The 17,793-nt window shown below is 51.9% G+C and carries 18 protein-coding genes and 1 tRNA gene; all 19 read right to left on the bottom strand.

The annotated features are described in order from the left end of the window. Positions 1 to 234: 234 nt before the first annotated feature. Complete coding sequence (locus tag ARB69_RS22125; protein ID WP_050639841.1) at positions 235 to 504, bottom strand: Txe/YoeB family addiction module toxin; 270 nt, start codon at positions 502 to 504, stop codon at positions 235 to 237. Further along, positions 497 to 766 (bottom strand): type II toxin-antitoxin system RelB/DinJ family antitoxin, encoded by a 270-nt coding sequence (locus tag ARB69_RS22130; protein WP_050639840.1) that lies wholly within the window; start codon positions 764 to 766, stop codon positions 497 to 499. Before ARB69_RS22130 ends, ARB69_RS22125 begins: the two co-directional genes overlap by 8 nt. A gap of 194 nt (positions 767 to 960) precedes the next feature. Next, positions 961 to 1,031: transfer RNA gene (locus tag ARB69_RS22135), tRNA-Gly, on the bottom strand. 287 nt (positions 1,032 to 1,318) lie between these two features. Further along, entirely contained in the window at positions 1,319 to 1,549 is a 231-nt protein-coding gene (locus ARB69_RS22140) for a hypothetical protein (protein WP_055155014.1), read from the bottom strand. Positions 1,550 to 1,564: 15 nt separating this feature from the next. After that, a complete protein-coding gene (locus tag ARB69_RS22145) occupies positions 1,565 to 2,038 on the bottom strand; it encodes a precorrin-2 dehydrogenase/sirohydrochlorin ferrochelatase family protein (RefSeq protein ID WP_055155026.1) in 474 nt (157 codons plus the stop codon). A gap of 70 nt (positions 2,039 to 2,108) precedes the next feature. Next, the gene (locus tag ARB69_RS22150; RefSeq protein ID WP_050639839.1) at positions 2,109 to 2,744 is read right to left on the bottom strand and encodes a precorrin-8X methylmutase; all 636 of its coding nucleotides are present in this window, start codon (positions 2,742 to 2,744) and stop codon (positions 2,109 to 2,111) included. Further along, complete coding sequence (locus ARB69_RS25660) at positions 2,741 to 3,793, bottom strand: bifunctional adenosylcobinamide kinase/adenosylcobinamide-phosphate guanylyltransferase (RefSeq protein WP_070102518.1); 1,053 nt, start codon at positions 3,791 to 3,793, stop codon at positions 2,741 to 2,743. The genes ARB69_RS22150 and ARB69_RS25660 overlap by 4 nt, the downstream gene beginning before the upstream one ends. A gap of 104 nt (positions 3,794 to 3,897) precedes the next feature. Further along, positions 3,898 to 5,514, bottom strand: a complete 1,617-nt coding sequence (locus tag ARB69_RS22160; protein ID WP_050639838.1) for a peptide ABC transporter substrate-binding protein — start codon at positions 5,512 to 5,514, stop codon at positions 3,898 to 3,900. A gap of 10 nt (positions 5,515 to 5,524) precedes the next feature. Next, positions 5,525 to 7,366 (bottom strand): ABC transporter ATP-binding protein, encoded by a 1,842-nt coding sequence (locus tag ARB69_RS22165; protein ID WP_055155015.1) that lies wholly within the window; start codon positions 7,364 to 7,366, stop codon positions 5,525 to 5,527. A 6-nt stretch (positions 7,367 to 7,372) separates the two neighbouring features. Further along, positions 7,373 to 8,254, bottom strand: coding sequence for an ABC transporter permease (locus ARB69_RS22170; protein ID WP_242857649.1), 882 nt, complete (start codon positions 8,252 to 8,254; stop codon positions 7,373 to 7,375). Further along, positions 8,251 to 9,171: an ABC transporter permease gene (locus tag ARB69_RS22175; protein WP_055155017.1), complete on the bottom strand. Its 921-nt coding sequence runs from the start codon at positions 9,169 to 9,171 to the stop codon at positions 8,251 to 8,253. Before ARB69_RS22175 ends, ARB69_RS22170 begins: the two co-directional genes overlap by 4 nt. 34 nt (positions 9,172 to 9,205) lie before the next feature. Next, positions 9,206 to 10,747, bottom strand: coding sequence for a uroporphyrinogen-III C-methyltransferase (gene cobA / locus ARB69_RS22180; protein WP_055155018.1), 1,542 nt, complete (start codon positions 10,745 to 10,747; stop codon positions 9,206 to 9,208). Position 10,748: 1 nt separating this feature from the next. Continuing rightward, positions 10,749 to 11,630 (bottom strand): hydroxymethylbilane synthase, encoded by an 882-nt coding sequence (gene hemC / locus ARB69_RS22185; RefSeq protein WP_050639833.1) that lies wholly within the window; start codon positions 11,628 to 11,630, stop codon positions 10,749 to 10,751. Next, on the bottom strand, positions 11,627 to 13,147 hold the full coding sequence (locus ARB69_RS22190) for a cobyric acid synthase (protein ID WP_050639832.1): 1,521 nt from the start codon (positions 13,145 to 13,147) through the stop codon (positions 11,627 to 11,629). The genes hemC and ARB69_RS22190 overlap by 4 nt, the downstream gene beginning before the upstream one ends. Further along, the gene (locus ARB69_RS22195) at positions 13,135 to 14,220 is read right to left on the bottom strand and encodes a pyridoxal phosphate-dependent aminotransferase (protein WP_055155019.1); all 1,086 of its coding nucleotides are present in this window, start codon (positions 14,218 to 14,220) and stop codon (positions 13,135 to 13,137) included. Before ARB69_RS22195 ends, ARB69_RS22190 begins: the two co-directional genes overlap by 13 nt. Before the next feature lie 92 nt (positions 14,221 to 14,312). Then, positions 14,313 to 15,281, bottom strand: coding sequence for an adenosylcobinamide-phosphate synthase CbiB (gene cbiB / locus ARB69_RS22200; RefSeq protein WP_050639830.1), 969 nt, complete (start codon positions 15,279 to 15,281; stop codon positions 14,313 to 14,315). Beyond that, positions 15,278 to 15,877 (bottom strand): histidine phosphatase family protein, encoded by a 600-nt coding sequence (locus ARB69_RS22205; RefSeq protein WP_055155020.1) that lies wholly within the window; start codon positions 15,875 to 15,877, stop codon positions 15,278 to 15,280. The genes cbiB and ARB69_RS22205 overlap by 4 nt, the downstream gene beginning before the upstream one ends. After that, on the bottom strand, positions 15,868 to 16,635 hold the full coding sequence (gene cobS / locus ARB69_RS22210) for an adenosylcobinamide-GDP ribazoletransferase (RefSeq protein ID WP_050639828.1): 768 nt from the start codon (positions 16,633 to 16,635) through the stop codon (positions 15,868 to 15,870). The genes ARB69_RS22205 and cobS overlap by 10 nt, the downstream gene beginning before the upstream one ends. A 76-nt stretch (positions 16,636 to 16,711) precedes the next feature. Then, positions 16,712 to 17,770, bottom strand: coding sequence for a nicotinate-nucleotide--dimethylbenzimidazole phosphoribosyltransferase (cobT, locus tag ARB69_RS27790; protein ID WP_050640025.1), 1,059 nt, complete (start codon positions 17,768 to 17,770; stop codon positions 16,712 to 16,714). Between the last annotated feature and the right edge of the window lie 23 nt (positions 17,771 to 17,793).

Consider the following 17,793-nt stretch of genomic DNA (forward strand, 5'->3'; position numbering starts at 1 on the left):
GATGATTTCTCGCGCTGGGTCAGCTGATTTTTGGATTCGGAATCCAAAAATCTCTCCATTTTCAGGGCTGTTTCCCACCAAGAATTTCTAAGGTTCGCTTTGAGCGTTTTTGAAAGGACATGGATGTTCTCCGGAAGGTTTTCGGCTCTCCCTTCATGGAGCTGGTGCATCCGACCGGCAGGAAAACTCGCCAACCAGGTGGGATCTCGAGACGGGGGAGACGGATGGTATTGGCTATTTGTCTCCGTAATGTCCTCTGCAATGCGCAATATAGATGCGGCCATTTTCCATATGATAGACCAGCCGGTCTTTATCGTTGATGCGGCGGCTGTATTCGCCTTGTAGGTCCCCGGTTAAGGGTTCGGGCTTTCCAATGCCCTCCATGCAGCCGTTGCGCTCAATGTCTTTTATGAGCTGATTGATACGCTTTATTGTTTTTTTGTCCTGGGTCTGCCAATAGATATAGTCTTTCCAGGCATCGTCTGACCAGATTTTTTCACTCATCCTCTACCTCGATCAGTTCGTGCGCCGTTCCTTTTCCTTCTCGGAGTTCCTTGACGGATTTTTTTACATAGGTCATATTTGATTCTGAAAAAAATGGATCGGTGGCCTGTGTGATTTCAAATGGAATTCGGTTTTCGCGTAAAACTGCTTTCACAAATAGATTGATGGCTGTTGAGGTATTTAGGCCGACATTGGAGCAAAAGGCGTCAAATCTGGCTTTATCTTTTTCGTCTACTCGTGCAGTTATGGTTGATTGTGCCATGATATCATCTCCTTTCCGTATTCTATCTATCTTTATTATAGCATTATTGTGTGCATATTACAAGCTAATGTAATACGTTAGTCATAAATTTTGTTTAAAAATATACATATAAAATACGACGCACACCCTCTTGGATGGGTATGCGCCGTATTTGCTACCGTAAAATTGTATTAAAGTTTGTCGGTAAATAAAAAAGCAGATAACGGGAATCGAACCCGCCTCTCCAGCTTGGGAAGCTGGCATTCTACCAATGAACTATATCTGCATCACAAAAAATATTATACATCGTTTGATTTTCAAATGCAAGTAATTTTTCCAGTTTAATAAATATTTCGCCGCCCCAGTTACTGTGCACACCCTACGGGCGTGCACAGTAACTGCATCTGCCCATCTAAAGTCGCCTACGGCGAGGGCTGCTATGCGCCAGTGGCGCATGTTTAGCACGGACCGAAGCGGAGCAAAGACCAGATACCCCGAGACCGTCACTTCATCGGCTCCGATGCCGTGCAGCGAGGTGCACGGCACGGTCTGAACAGTAACCCGCCCCATACTCTACTCGTCAAACTCTAATACAGCCACATGAAACCTCGGAGTCTCTTTTATCTCCACGACAGTCCCTGTTCTTGTCTTCAATCGTTCTGCATTTTTGAAGTTTCCGCTCATGCCGAGTGCGTGTTCGATTGTATAAAAATAAGAGGTTGGCAGCTTACCCTCCGTTACCTCGAGGGCCTGGCCTATACGAAATGCCTCTATGTTTTCTATCGTGAATTCTATGGTTCTCATTACTTATCCTTCTTTCTATAACTCCATTTTTTTCTCCAGCTCCTCCCGGAACTTCTTCACCTTTCCCGGATCGCTTCCGCCGGAATTGATCCCGATTACAATTTCATCCTTCTGGATCACCGACGGGAAATAAAAATCGCAGAGACTCCTGTCGTCTGCTACGCTGAGCAGTATTCTTCTGCCGCAGGAACGCTCAAGTTCTCTGCATTCCCCGGCAATACGGCGATTCAGCGCACTGTCATTGGTAGCGGCCAGAATCAGATCTGCGCTGCTGATATCGCCGGCTTTGTACATGCGGCGTTCGCAGCGGATCTTCTGCTCTGCCGCAAGGTTTTCCATAGCCTCCGAAAATTCTGGCGCTATGACGGTTATGTCCGACGCAAAACGGGTGAGCACTGCAGCCCTCCTGGCCGCAATCTTTCCCCCGCCCACAATGATGATCTTTTTTTCAGACAGATCCACAAATAATGGGAAATATGCTTTTTCCATTTTCACCCCCACCAGCACGCTGCGGTGCGCACTTATTTCAATGATTGAATACACCTTTTTCTTCTAACTGTTAATCCAGCATATACAGCAGTGCATTGCATATGCATGCTGCGATGTTGCTTCCGCCTTTTCTGCCCCTGGCTACAATGGACGGAGTTTCCTCCAGCGCAAGTATCAGCTCTTTGGACTGTACAACGTTCACGAAACCGACCGGTACTGCAATGATCAGCTCCGGATCCAGCCTCTTTTCCTGAATCATCTCATATAGATGTACCAGCGCAGTGGGTGCATTGCCTATGGCAAAAATCAGCTTTTCATCGAGAGCTGCGGCTTTTTCCATGCTTGCCGTTGCGCGGGTGGTGCCATTCTCCTTTGCAGACCTTGCAACATCTTCATCTGCCATAAAGCAGTAGACTTTCCCTCCATACTTTTCCAGTCTCTTTTTATTGATTCCGGCTTTTCCCATCTGGGTATCTGTAACGATGGATGCCCCGTTTTTCAAGGCTTCCAGCGCACAATCAACGGATCCGTCCGAAAACACCAGATTCTTTGCGTAATCAAAATCTGCACTTGTATGGATACAGCGCTTTACAATTTGTTCCGTTCCCGGAATCAGCGGTGTATCTCCCAGCTCTTCCGTTATAATTTCAAAACTTCTTGCCTCAATTTCTCCGGGCAGTACCTTTTCCAGATTTATATGATTCATGCCTGTTTATCTCCTTTCAGCGGAACTCCGATTCCGCATATGACCCGGTCTACTCTGGATGCCAGTGCAGCCAGTTCCGTGCAGATGCGTCCCGTTTTTTCTCTGTATTCTCTTTCAAATGCATCGACGGGGACCAGACCGTATCCAATCTCCCGTGACACAACTACCAGCTCCTGGCTGCGCTCTGCGATGGAATGTACCAGACCGTCCAGATTGTCCCCTTTTTTCATTCTTCTTTTTATATACTCTTCAAAATGGAAAATACCGCCGCAAGTGTACAGCGCCTCCTCAGGGCAGTCTGCACCGTCAGCCCATTGTATGTTTCCATAGGTCTGCTCTGCAAATTTACGTTTTCCCTGAAAAGCTCCGCCAATCACCATTTTTAGGGATACGGAAGGCGTATTCTTTTGCTTTCTGTTTTCTTTCTGCATGACATTTTCCTCCTGTTCCCTGCGGGCCGGATTCTGTCCTTTTACAAAGACTGGCATCCCATACACGACTTCCACCACTCCATCTGCTGTCGCTGCCATTCCCCGGTTAATCTCCGCAAGCATTTTCTTATACAGTTCCATCTCGCTGGTATCCTCGGTTGATTCCGAACAAATTTCATTTGTCACTACGACCAGATGGCGGCAGCGCTTTCTCAACTTTTCGATTCCCGCAAGCACGCTTTCCACCGCATCCTTACCGGCGCCGCCCGGTTCATACATCTCGTTCGCCACCAGATTAGACATGCATTCGAGCAGGACACAGGGCTTTGCCTGACTTTTCAAAGAATCGGAAGCATCTTCGTGCAGCTGCCCGCCTTGTTCGGTCAGCGCATCCAAACCCGTATAGCACTCGATTGTGGAAAATCCTTTGTCCATGCGCATGTCGCGGTGGCGCCGGATTTTGCTTCTGGTTTCCTCCCCGTAAGGAACCATCGTCGCAATATAGATCAGGCTGCCTGCGGGGTGATCTGCCCCGGGCGCATGATAATTCCGGCAGATCAAATCTTCTGCAAAGGCCGACTTTCCGCTTCCGCTGCCTCCTGTTACTACATAAAACATCCCCCTGCCCCTTTCCTGCGCTGACTCGTAACAGTTCAGGCAGGCCTGAACTGTTACGTTGTTTCACTTTTCTGCTGTATGAACTGTTTATATTTTCTTGCTTCTTATTTCTCAATATCTGCATACCGGTATTCCAGTGCTCCCGTAGCTGGAATCTGTGTCACCCCGGTGATCTCCGGGCGGATCAGATTACAGCTCTTCATGGAAAACAACGGGATGATATAGAACTCTTCCCCTACTGCCAGCTGCTCTGCCTCATGCATCAGAGCCGCCCGCTTCTGAGGATCTGTCTCCGTGTCGGACTGTGCAACCAGACTGTCATATTTTTCATCCTGAATGCCGCTGCAGTTATAGGTTCCGTTAGAAAGCAGCATGGACAGATACGTATAAGGATCCGCAAAATCTGCTGTCCAGTTCATTCTGCACAGGTCAAAATTGCCCGCACGGCGTTCTGTATAGTTTACCTGCAGTTCCTGGGCATTGAGTTCAATATCTATATTCAGGTTCTTTTTCAGCTGCTCTTTGAAAACCTGGGCCGTATCGGAATCCATTTCCAGGGACGGATAGTTATAAGTCAGCGTTGGAAATCCCTCTCCGTCCGGGTACCCGGCCTCCGCCAGCAGTTTCCTGGCCTCTTCCACATTTTCTTCAAAGGGAGGTTCTGCACCGTCCACAAAATATTCACCGGTGGTTTTATCCTTCATGTACTTTGCGATAAAATTAACGGTAGGCTCTGTGTCTTCGCCCACGATCTGGCAGAGCTCCTCCCGGTTAATGGCGAGATTGATTGCCTTTCTCACCCGCACATCATCCAGCGGCTTTACATTCAGGTTCGGGTAGATATACCTGGTGGCAATCGTATCGGTAATCACCAGATCATCCTTTCCTTCATACAGTTCCATAACAGAGGACTGGAGAGACGGGGCAACGTCTACCTCGCCGGTCTCGTATGCATTTGCCATTGACTGCGTGTCATCGAAGAAACGGTAGGTAATTTTATCCAGCTTCACCTGTTCTGCATTCCAGTATTTTGGGTTCTTTTCCAGGACAAAATACTGCTCCGGCACATATTCTGTGAGATAAAACGGGCCGTTGGATACGCTGGTTGCAGGATTCTTGTCCCACCCGCTGTCTACAGAATCCGCATATTTCGTGCAGGACGGCGTGTATACCGGAAGCCGCAGCAAATCCAAAAAGTATACGCAGGGCTTCTCCAGTGTAAAGATCAGGGTATTGTCATCCGGCGTTTCCACTCCCAGGCTGTCCACGTCCGCTTCCCCGTTGTAGATGGCTTCTGCATTTTTTATAGGGAACAGGTAATTGGCATATCCATTGCCGCTTTTCGGATCCAGAGATCTGACCATCGTGTTCAGAAAATCTGCAGATGTAACCGGGGTTCCGTCCGACCAGTTCGCATCTTTTCGCAGGTGGAAGGTCCACACCGTGGAATCGTCGTTCACCTCGTAGGATTCTGCCGCCCGGTATTCAATCTCGCCCTGGGCATTGTAGGTCAGCAGCTCGTCCAGTGCGGACACGGAATATGCCAGATAGGTCAGGGCAATCATCCCCGCCGGATCCAGTCCCCCGGTCTCGCTGTTCGTAGCCACCACGATTTCCTTACTTTCTTTTGCTTTCTCAGGTTCCTCCTTGCTGCCGCATCCACTCAGTACAAATGTGGCCAGTAAAGACACGGACACAATAACACTCAATATTTTTTTCATGCTGTTCTCCTTATATTTGTGAAGTCATCTTGTAATCACAGCTTCTTCTTCCCGTATATTCCTCCGAATACAGGAAACAAGCTACCTTCCTGTCACCAAAACAGTAGGTTTTTGGCCTGCCTGTATGACAGCACTCCATCGCATATCCGCAGCGGGGTGCAAACGGACAGCCTCTGGCGCTCTCTGCCTTCTGTCCTTGTTCTCCTGCTGCTGCCATCCCCCGGCGCTTCCTTGCTGTCCGCGGATCCGGGGTCAGGATCGCCGAAAGAAGCGCTTTCGTGTAAGGATGCCAGGGATCTTCGTAGATGGATTGTGTCGCCCCGGATTCCACAATACTTCCGGCGTACATAACCCCTATCCTCTGGCTGATTCTTTTTACCACGTTTAAATCATGGGATATAAACAGATAGGAAACCTGGGTTTCTCTCTGAATCTTTTCCAGCAGTTCCAGTATCTGCTCCTGAATCGAAACATCCAGCGCAGAAACCGGCTCATCGCAGACGATCAGCTCAGGCCTTAGCATCAATGCCCTGGCGATCCCGATTCGCTGACGCTGTCCACCAGAGAAAGCCCGGGGATATTTTCCGGCGTCATCCGGATCCAGCCCTGCCAATTCCATGATATCCGCAACTTTCTTCTTTCTCTCATCCGGCGGATCCGCCGTGTTCAAAAGCAGCGGTTCTTCCAGTGTCTCCCGGACTGTCATCCTTGGATTCAGGGACGCATAAGGATCTTGAAACACCATCTGGATCTGGCGGCGCATCCCCTCCAGCTCTTTCCCCCGGTAAATTATCGTGCCCTCCGAAGGGGCATGTACACCGGTTATCATTTTAGCGACCGTTGTTTTTCCGCACCCGCTCTCTCCGACCAGGCCGTAGGTCTCCCCCTTATCAATCTCAAAAGAGACGTCTCGTACGGCCTCTGGCTGATTCCCTTTTGCCTGTCCTCCCCCTCCGGAATAGGATTTTGTCACATGCTTCAGTGTGAGCAGCGGCTCGGAGGATATTTTTTTCTTTGTCAGAGCGCTTAGGCTGTTAGCCCGCTCAATGAGCAGACGTGTATATTCTTCCCGGGGATCATAAAAGATTTCCTCTACGGTACCCTCCTCTACCATTTTTCCATTCTGCATAACCAGAACACGGCGGCACACCGATGCGATTACGCCAAGATCATGGCTCACAAGCAGAACCGCGGTCTCCGTCTCCTCGGCGATTCGGGCCAGCAACTTGAGGATCTGGCCCTGGACCGTCACATCCAGCGCCGTGGTAGGCTCATCGGCTATCAGAAGCTTTGGATCGCAGGCCAGTGCTATGGCGATAGCCGCCCGCTGGCGCATCCCTCCGGACATCTCGAAAGGATACTTGTCCAGGCACTCTTTCGGCCGCCGCAGCCCTGCCATGTCAAGCAGTTGTGCGGCTCTTTGCTTCGCCTGCGCACGGGTACAGCTTTTATTATGCGCGCGCACCGCCTCTGTGATCTGCCTTCCGATTTTTACCGTGGGATTCAGATAGGACAGCGGATCCTGGAACACCATAGCGATCTGGCTGCCGCGGATCTGCTGCATCTTTTTCTCATAGGTTTTTTGTTCCTGTTTCCGGGGCCTGCCTTCCCGGTAAGGAGGAGGCGCGATCTCTTCCCCATTCAAAAGCATTTTTTGGCACATCACCTCTGCGCGCTCGGGAAGCAGCCCCAGAACCGCCTGCATAGCCGTACTCTTCCCCGAGCCCGACTCTCCGACAATCCCCACGATCTCTCCCGGACCGATCTCAAAGCTGAGACTGCTCACGGCCTCGCCATTTGCATGTCTGTCATGAAATTGTACACTTAAATCCTGTACACTCAATACATTCATTTACAGTTAACCTTCCTCTTCCAGGCGGGACGCTCTCTCAAGACCTGCCCCGATCAAATTTACAGATAATATCAAAATACACAGTACCGCAATCGGATAAAACATCTGGGACGGATAGACCTGCATCTGGCTCCTGGCATCCTGTATCAATGTGCCCAGGCTTGCCACCGGTGCGGCTATGCCCACGCCCACAAAGCTGAGGAACGCCTCCGTAAATATTGCCTTCGGTATCTGAAAGGTGATATTCACGATTACCGGCCCTGCTGCATTCGGCAGCAAATGCTTCCTCAGAACTCTTACAGTGCCCGCTCCCGCCATCCTGGCAGCAACACAGAATTCCCTTTCTTTCAGCCGCATAACCTCGCCCCGGACAATCCGGGCCAGGTCTATCCAGCCGGATATGCAGATACCGAGCAGGATACTGCCCACATTTGCTCCCAGAACAAGCATAATGAGTATAACATACAAAAGGGAGGGGATCGCATCAATGATATCTGCAAGCCTCATCATGAGCATATCCGTTTTCTGACCTGCATATCCGGCGATACTTCCGTAGAAGATACCGATTACACCGCAGAACAGGGCGCTGCCAGCCCCCACAAGCAGGCTGATTCTGGTGCCGTACCACACTCTGACGAAGAGATCCCTGCCAAATTTGTCTGTCCCAAAGAGATGCTGCAGGGAAGAACCGGCGTTTTGAATCTCCACATTCTGTGTTTCATAGGAATAGGGTGACAACGCCGGTACCAGAAGAGCCAGCAGAATAAGCGCAGCCAGCAGAATCCCGCCTGTCAGCACATAGGGATTTAACTTCTTTTTGAAACCTGCAGGAGAACTGTCCGGCTGACAGACACTTAAGGACTGTCTCTGGTAAATCTTCTTTTTCATCGGCAGGCCCTCCTTACACGTGGATCCAGCCATGCACACAGCAGATCCGTAAGCAGATTGATACCGATCACCACGATTCCCATAAATACGGTCAGCCCCATGATCAGCGTGTAGTCCCGGTTTCCTATGGAATTCACGAATTCCCGGCCCAGTCCCGGTATAGTAAATATACTTTCAACTACAAAGCTTCCGGTCAGCAGAAATGCCGCCGCAGGACCGATATAATTCAGCACCGGAATCCAGGCGTTTTTCAAGATATGGGTAAGCGCCGTCCTGCCCGGCTTCAGACCTTTCGCCCTGGCCAGCAAGACATAGTCCTTCTGCATTTCCTCCCGGAATGTATTCTGCATCATCCGGGCAATCACCGCCGTCGGATATACTGCCAGCGAGATCACGGGCAGTATATAATTCTCCGGGCCGGTCAGGCCTGCAATGGGAAGGAGTTTCAGCTTCACCCCGAAGAAAAACATCAGAAGCAGGGCTATGACAAAATTGGGAATCCCGGTTCCAAGCATGCCTCCCAGGAATATGCCTCCTTTCACGGCCTTCCTGTCCGAAGATGCCTGCCAGATGCCAAGCAGTGTTCCCAACACCACGGCCGCCAGGATTGCCAGCCCTCCAAGGGCCGCTGTCATAGGCCAGGCACGGCGGATCACCTCCGCCACAGTCACTCCCGGCTTCTTATAGGAAACGCCAAGGTCTCCCTGAAGAAGATTGCCCAGATACAGCCTGTACTGTTCCGTCATGGGCTTGTCCAGACCGTACTCCTCCTCCATGGATTTCAGAACATCACCGGACACATTTCCGCTTTGAAACGGGCTTCCCGGCATCAGGCGGGTCAGAAAAAACGCGGCTGTTACCAGCACGAAAAGAGAAAGGATACCGATAAATATCCGTTTGCCTGTATATTTCAGCATTAGAACTTCCTCCTTTCGTACTGTGCTTCCGGGTTTACAACTCTTTTAAAGCCAATTCTTCTATCAGCAGATCGGTCAGGCTGTCTATGGACGCCTTCTCGGAAACCCGGATCTGCATGTGATATTTTGCTGCCTCGGCTGCGGTCTGTTCTCCGATACAGACTGCCAGTATACTGCTGTAGTCCTTAAGCTCCATGGCATTTACAAAACCGCGGACCGTGGACGCACTTGTGAATGTAACTGCATCAATCCCCCCCTCTTCAAAGAGGCCGGTGATTTTCTCCCGGATATGGCTGTGCGTCTTATAAACCGTCTCATAAAGCGCGATATCTTCTGCCTTAAGCCCTGCCTCCCTTAACGGCGGAAGCAGTTCCTCGGAACCAATCTTAGCCCGGACTATGGTTACACAGCTTCCCGGTTCTGCCGCTTCTGCCAGCGCCTTCCCCAGACTGGCGGCACAGTAGACCTCCGGTACCAGATCCGGGAACAGGCCATATTCCTGAAGCGCCTTTTCGGTGGCGCTTCCAATCGCAGCAAGCTTAATCACTGCCGGCCTGCCAAACAGACGGCGCAGATCTGTTTTCATCTCAACCAGCTGTTCGAAAAAGACCTCTACCCCGATGGGGCTTGTAAACACAAGCCATTCTTCTTTGGCACGGGTTCCGAATCTTTCCAGCGCCTCCTTCAGAACCGGATTGGGGGAAAGCGCCTCCGTCACAATCGCGGGCAGTTCTATCACCTGGGCTCCCAGTCCGCGCAGCCTTGCCGCCAGCCTGGAGCTGTTCTGCCGGGGCCTTGTGATGAGGATTTGTCTGCCCCCCAGCACCCGGTCTTCCGCCCAGTGGAACGTATCTGCCAGAGCGCAGACCTCCCCCACCAGAATAATGGCCGGGGTACCGATGCCGGCTTCTTTTGCTGCTTTCGGCAGCCCTGACACAGTGGAGACTACCCGCCGCTGGGCAGCGAGTGTTCCCTTTTCCAGTACAGCCGCAGGCATATTTTCGTTCATCCCCGCGTCCATAAGCCCTTTTAAGATGGTCTCCATGGAAGCAATCCCCATCAGGAATACGAGTGTCCCCCCAAGCCCCACGAGGGAAGGATAGTCAATTCTGCTGGTTCCGTCCTTTCTCGGATGTCCTGTAATCACATGGAAGGAGGAGGTATAATCTCTGTGGGTAATCGGGATTCCCGCATAGGCAGGTACTGCTGCCGCAGAAGTTACGCCGGGGACTACTTCAAAAGGAATCCCGTTTTCTTTCAGCAGCTCCAGTTCCTCACCGCCCCGCCCGAATATAAACGGGTCTCCGCCTTTCAGCCGCAGCACTTTTTTTCCTTTCCGGGCCTCCTCCAGCAGAATCTCATTGATCCCCTCCTGGGGAACCAGGTGGTGTCCGGACCGCTTTCCCACATGGATCAGTTCCTTTTCATCCGGAATCTGGCTCAGAATCTCTGCGCTGATCAGCGCATCATATACGATAACATCCGTCTCTTCCAGCAGCTGTTTCGTCTTTACGGTCAGAAGTCCCGCATCCCCCGGGCCGGCGCCTGCCAGCCAGACTTTTCCGCTCTTTTCCATCTCAATCCCTCCGTCTCATGTCTTCCGCCAAAGCTGCGCCAAGCTGCCTGGCATCCGCCGTATTGCCGATTCTTGTCTCTGTCCAGTAAGTATCATCCTCTTCGCGGTAATACAGACCGGTCAGTTTCAGTTCGCTGCCATTTGCCTCCGCGTGCGCCGCGACCGGTGAAGTGCAACCGCCGTCCAGAGCTGCTACAAATTCACGTTCCGCAAGAGCCTCGGACCTGCTCTTTGCGCTCTCCACACAATCCAGGAAGGAATGGTCTTCCCCTTTTCTGCCCTGGACGGCCAGTATCCCCTGGCCGGCTGCAGGAACCATCTCTTCTGTGCTGAAGATCCGTCCGATGACATGCTCCATGTTCAGACGGCTCAGCCCTGCCGCTGCCAGGATCGTTCCGTCATAGCCCTCTTCCTCCAGCTTGCGCAGGCGGGTCTGGACATTTCCCCTGATCCCGCGGAACGTACATCCCGGATACAGTTTCCCAAGCTGCAGGCTGCGCCGTCTGCTGGAAGTCCCAATAACGCCGTTTTCGGGAACCCCGCCGCATCCCGGCCTGCAGATCAGCGCATCTCTTGGATCTTCCCGTCTGCTGTATGCGGCAATGGGCAGCTCCTCTGGTATCTCCATGGGCATATCCTTCAGGCTGTGCACGGAAATGTCAATACTTCCCTCTAAGAGTGCTTTATCCAGTTCCTTCACAAATAATCCCTTGCCGCCAATCAGTTCCAGGCTTTTGTCCAGGATTTTATCACCCGTCGTCTTCATCGTAACCAGTTCGACCTGTATCTCAGGATGGTTCTTCTGTATCAGTTCTTTCACTATTTCCGCCTGAATGACGGCCAGCCGGCTCTCCCGGCTTCCTATCCGAATGACAGAGCTCATGATGTATGGTTTCCTTTCTCCAAGATCTCATAAATTGCCTTCATATCCATATTTTCCCGGATAATATCTGCCAGCTTATCATACTGTTCTTCCTTGTAAACCGCCAGATCCACGGCTTTGACTGCCCCGGCGTCCAGTCCCTTCTGTTTCAGCAGCACAGCCGCAACCGCTCCGGCCGCCTCCGGCCGGTCAAAAACCCCGTGCACATAACAGCCGCACACGCTCCCGGAAGCCGCACCGTCCAGCTTAACCGCTTTTCCCTGTACGTCATCTTCCAGCGTAAGAACCGGCTTCTCATCTCCTATAAAATGTGTAGTTCCCATGTGAATTTCATATCCCTCGATTTCCACTCCGTTTAGCTCCTCCAGAACACCGCTCAGATTCCGGAACTGCCCGCTGACCCTGGTTCTTGTCTTCTGCGGCTCAAATACTGTTTTCACGGGAAGCAGCCCCATCCCTTTTACAGATCCCTGATGTTCCATGCCCTGCGGATCCACGATTTCTTCCCCGAGCATCTGGTAGCCGCCGCAGATGCCGAAGACCAGTTTGCCCGACGCTCCATGGCGGATCACTTTAGCCTCCAGCCCGTTCTGGCGCATCCACAGCAGATCTTCGATGGTATTCTTGCTGCCCGGCACGATCACGGCATCCGGGCTGCCGAATTCTCCCGCAGAGGTTACGTACCTCACCGAAACGCCCTCTATGCATTCCAGCGCCAGGAAATCCGTAAAATTCGAGATACGGGGAGTACGGATCACCGCGATATCCAGTATCCCCACGGTTCCCTTTTTATCAAACCGTTCCGTCAGACTGTCCTCATCGTCAATATCCAGGTAAAAATAGGGAATCACCCCCTGCACCGGCACCTTTGTTCTTTCCTCCAGCATATCCAGGCCGGGGCGCAGGATTTCCTTGTCCCCCCGGAACTTATTGATCACGGTGCCTTTGATCCGGTCCCGCTCCTCCTGATCCAGAAGCTCCAGTGTTCCCACGATCTGTGCAAACACACCGCCCCTGTCAATATCCCCTACAAGCAGCACCGGAGCATCCACCAGCTTTGCCATCCCCATGTTTACGATATCATCGTCCTTCAGGTTGATCTCCGCCGGGCTTCCCGCGCCTTCGATCACAATGATATCATATTGTTTCTCCAGCTTGTGATATGCCTCCAAAATAGCCGGAATATACTCTTTTTTATGACGGTAGTACTCTGCCGCAGACATCACACCGGTTACCTCGCCGTTTACAATCACCTGGGAGCCCGTGTCATTGGTCGGTTTCAGAAGAATCGGGTTCATCTCCACGCAGGGCTCTATCCCCGCAGCTTCCGCCTGCATGACCTGTGCTCTGCCCATCTCCAGGCCTTCCTTTGTGATATAGGAGTTCAGCGCCATATTCTGTGATTTAAAAGGGGCTGTTTTGTACCCGTCCTGCCGAAAGACTCTGCAAAGCCCTCCCACCAGTATGCTTTTTCCTGCATTAGACATTGTTCCCTGGATCATAATTACCTTTGCCACTGTTCTCCCATCCTTTCTGCACTCTGTATTTCTTTCCGCCCGCAGATCTCTTCCAGTGCGCGGATCAGCAGGCGGTTCTCCTCCCTGCCTTTCACGGCCACCCTGTAATATCCCTTTTTCAGTCCTTCGTAATTGCTGCAGTCTCTGATCAATATCATTTTTTCTTTCAGCAGTGTAAATAAGTCATAACTGCTTTTCAGAAGCATATAATTTGCTGAGGACGGAAAATACCTGACTCCTATTCTTTCAAATTCTTTTTCCATCATTTTCCGTTCCTCACTCACAAAAGCCCTGGTAGTTTTTACCCGTTCTTCCTCTTTCAGGGCCGCAATTCCCGCCGCCTGTGCCGGAGCCGACACGCTCCATGGCTGTCTCACCCGTTCCAGTTTTTCCAGCAGTTCCTCATCCGAACAGATTCCGTATCCCAGACGCAGCCCCGGCATGGCATGCATCTTTGTAAATGCGCGGAGCAGAAAGAGCTTGCGGTACTTCCGTACTTTTTCTGGAGCGAAAACCAGTTCCTGATTTTCCAGAAATTCGTAAAAGCATTCATCCAGTACCATCCGGATTCCCAGCCTTTCACATTTTTCTGCAATCTTCTCCATCAGATCCGGCTCTATCATATTGCCTGTAGGATTATCCGGTGCGCAGAGAAAAATCAGATCCACATCCTCTGTCAGCATATCAAGATATTCCTCTCCAAGCCGGAAACTCTCTTCCTCCCTGAGATAATAATATCTGATCCCGCAGCCCGACGCTGCAAGCGCCTGCGCATATTCCGCAAAAGAAGGCGCTGTCAGCACGGCCTGTTTCGGCCTTTCGGCGGAAACGAGTGAGAAGATCAGGTCCGCAGCCCCATTCCCGAATACCAGCCTCTCCCCGGACACGCCCAGCTGCTTTGCCAGCGCTTCCCTGAGGGCACGGCACCTGCTGTCCGGATAAGCCCCGACCGAGTCCATCGCCCGGCATGCCGCCTCCTTCACCGCGGTACTGGGCCCAAAGGGGTTGATATTTGCGGAAAAATCGGTCATTCCTCTGTATGTGTAAATATCTCCGCCATGTATGTAGTCCATGGGAACCTCCTTATTTTCGTTATATGCCATATTCGAAACAAAATTGCAGACACGCGCTAGGGCCTGTGTTATGGGATGGCCTCTTCTATGGTTTAGAACCAGAACAAGAGCAGCAGAATCTTTACTGCGCCTGCCAGAAGAAATGTAAGAACCGCCGTCCCATAGAGCAGTCTGCATGCTCTCACAATATCCTCCGCCTCCACGGGCCTGAGCGCATCCCCAATGTATTTTTTCTTATACAGCTTTCCAAAATAGCATGCATCCCCCGCCAGCTGTATCCGGAGCGCCCCGGCACAAACAGCTTCTGTCTGGGCGGAATTCGGGCTGGCATGGTTCATCCGATCCCTCCGGTAGATTCTCCAGGCATTCTTTCCGTCCATCCCCAGCAGATATGCGGCCGCCGTCATCAGCCAGGCGGACAGCCTTGCCGGGATAAAGTTCAGCACATCATCCAGCTTTGCGGCAGTCCTTCCCAGATACAGATATTTTTCATCTTTATAACCGATCATGGAGTCCATCGTATTAACCGCTTTATAGAAAAATCCAAGGGGCGCACCGCCAATCATCATGAAGATCAAAGGGGCCGTCACTCCGTCAGAAGTATTCTCAGCTACGGTCTCCACTGCTGCCTTAACCACGCCCGCCTCATCCAGCTGATCCGTATCTCTTCCTACAATCATGGACACGGCTTTGCGTGCTCCCGGAAGGTCTCCTTTTTTGATCTCATCGTATACCTTCCGGCTCTCCTGCTTTAAGGACTTCGCCGCCAGAAGCTGATAGCACCAGAAACTCTCCAGTACGAACCGCAGCGCCGGATGGATCCTCCCTGCGGCATACAAGAAGATACAGGGTATCGCAACCGATACCGCAATCACAAGGATACAGAGCACGGTTCCTGCCCGTAGCAGTTTCTTTTCATCCCTCCCGCACAGGGCCCTCGCCTTTTTTTCCAGCCATGCAATCAAGGCCCCAATCAGCCTCACCGGGTGATAAAGCCACACCGGATCGCCGCATATAAAATCTAATATAAATCCTGTCCCACAGGCGATCAGTGACATCATAACTTCTCAATCTCCCCGCTTACTCTGCTGCCTTGACGCCAGGCTTCTTCATCCAGCACCACCCGGTATCCTCCGCCGTTTTCCGGCTGCCAGTGATAGAACTCTCTTTTTTCTTCATCAATGCGGGACAGCACCGCCATAATCGTGCCGCCGTGTACTACCATGGCCGCCTTTTTCACACCTTCCGAGATCAGACGGTCCACGCATTCGCAAAATCCCTCCACGCAGCGCTGTTTGAACAGCTCCGGATCCTCCCCCTCTGGGAAAGCTATGGTCCCGTTTGATTCCAGCCATTCCTGGTAAGCCGGAATCTCTTTCAATTCTTCATAGCGTTTCATTTCAAAAAGACCAAAGTCACATTCCCGCATTTTCTCACAAAGAACAGGAGTTTTATCCGGAAATATGCAGGCTGCCGTCTGGATACATCTTTTCATGGGGCTTATGATTACCTGCTCCGCATCCCGGCAGAAGTCCTGCCTTTCTCGGATAAGCTGCTCCCTTCCCTTCAGGTCTGCCAGCGGCTCATCAGTTCTTCCTATATATCTTTTCTCAATATTTCCCGGTGTCTGAAAATGCCGGATCATGATTATCTCCATCCAATCCCTCCTGCCAGAACAATCACGGTAAGCATGGCCAGTTCACAGAGCTGCAGGAAGTACCCCGCCAGATCTCCGGTTATGCCCCCGAATTGTTTTTTACATGTATGCCTATAGTATAGAAATACCAATACCGCTGCCGCCAGAGCTGCTGCTCCCAGCACAGGGCTTTGGACCAGCATCAGCGCACCTGCGGCAAGAAAACACAGGCTTGTCACTGCACGCACGATCTTTTTCTGGGCCCCGTCCTGGAATGTCCTCGCCAGCCCGCTGTTGCGCGCCGCCGGAAAAGTTACGACAGAGAATCCGCTCATGGAGCGGGAAATCACGTATCCGCATGCGATCACCGGCAGCATATCTTTGGTCACTTCACTCCATACCGCGGCATTCCACAGAAAATAGCAGCACATGCCGAGAATCGCAAACGCCCCGGAATTAGAGTCTTTCAGAATAGCCAGCTTTTTCTCCCGGTCACCGTAGGAACTGAGCGCATCCATGGTGTCCATAAAGCCGTCCATGTGGATGCCTCCGGTCACCAGCACGGGCAGCAGCGTCATTGCCGCCGCAAGCAGAAACTTACCTGTGGCGAAGTCCAGCAGAAGTCCGCCCACTATGACTTCCAGAACGCCAAGCACGGCCCCGACTACCGGGAAAAAACACATCGCATACTTCATATTTTTTTCATTCCAGTCCACCCGCGGCATAGGAATTTTAGAATACATAGAAAATGCAATCGCACAGGATTTCAGCAGATACATAAGGTTCCTCTTTTCTTTCTCAGATTACTCCCGGTAACATCACTGCCCTGTCTTAGCGTGTGTCTCCGGATTTACTTTATTTTAGTATTTCGTATTTCTCAATATTTGTTTCTTCAAAGGTGCTCATCTGCAGATATACCTGCAGCCCCATCTCCAGGAGCGGAAATACCGCCACCGCGCCGCTTCCTTCCCCAAGGCACATGTCGCAGGTCAGAAATGGCGCCAGCCCAAGCGCATCCAGCAGCATCTGTCCCGCCGGTTCCTTGGATACGTGGGAGGGCATCATATAATCCAGCGATGCCGGCACGAGCCTGGCTGCGCACAGCGCTGCAACTGCAGAGATAAAGCCATCGACAACAACCGGAATATGATAAAGCGCGCCGCCCAGATAGACTCCGGCAAGCCCGGCAATATCCAGGCCTCCGACTTTTGCCATCACATCCAGGGCATCGTCCCTGTCCGGCCTGTGTCTGCGGATTGCCTCTTTGATCACACTGATTTTGCGTTCCAGGCCTTCACTTGTCAGTCCGGCACCTTTGCCAGTCACCTCTTCCACCGGCCTGTCCAGAAGGACTGCTGCCACAGCGCTGCTTGTCGTCGTATTGCCGATTCCCATTTCACCGGTGGCCAGAATGTCATATCCCTGCTCTTTGAGTTCTCCCGCAATCCGGATCCCTGTCACCACGGCCTGCCAGGCTTCCTCCCGGCTCATGGCCGGTTCCTTTGCCAGATTTTTCGTGCCGCAGGCCACTTTTCTGTCCGCCCTCGTAACGGAAGGAACATCTGTCACCATCCCGATATCCACCGGAAACAGATCCGCGCCCGCGACCTCACTCATGATTGCGACGCTTGCCGCTTTTTTCGTAAAATTATCCGCAACGATTGCTGTGACTTCCTGACCCGTCTGTGTGACCCCCTCCGCCACAACGCCGTTGTCCGCACACATGATAACCAGGCCCCTCTTTTTCAGTTCATATTGGGCGCTTCTTTTCATCCCCGCAATCCTAATGACAGCATCCTCCAGCTTCCCCAGGCTGAACAGGGGCTTTGCCACGGACATCCACCGCCTCCGGGCAGCCTCAGCGCTGGCTTCATCGGCCGGCTCGATCTGCACCCTCAGTCTTTCCAATGTCATATCTTCTTTTTCTGCAGTCATTT

This window comes from Faecalicatena contorta (genome assembly GCF_001404335.1).
GTDB classification, from domain to species: Bacteria; Bacillota; Clostridia; order Lachnospirales; family Lachnospiraceae; genus Faecalicatena; species Faecalicatena contortus_B.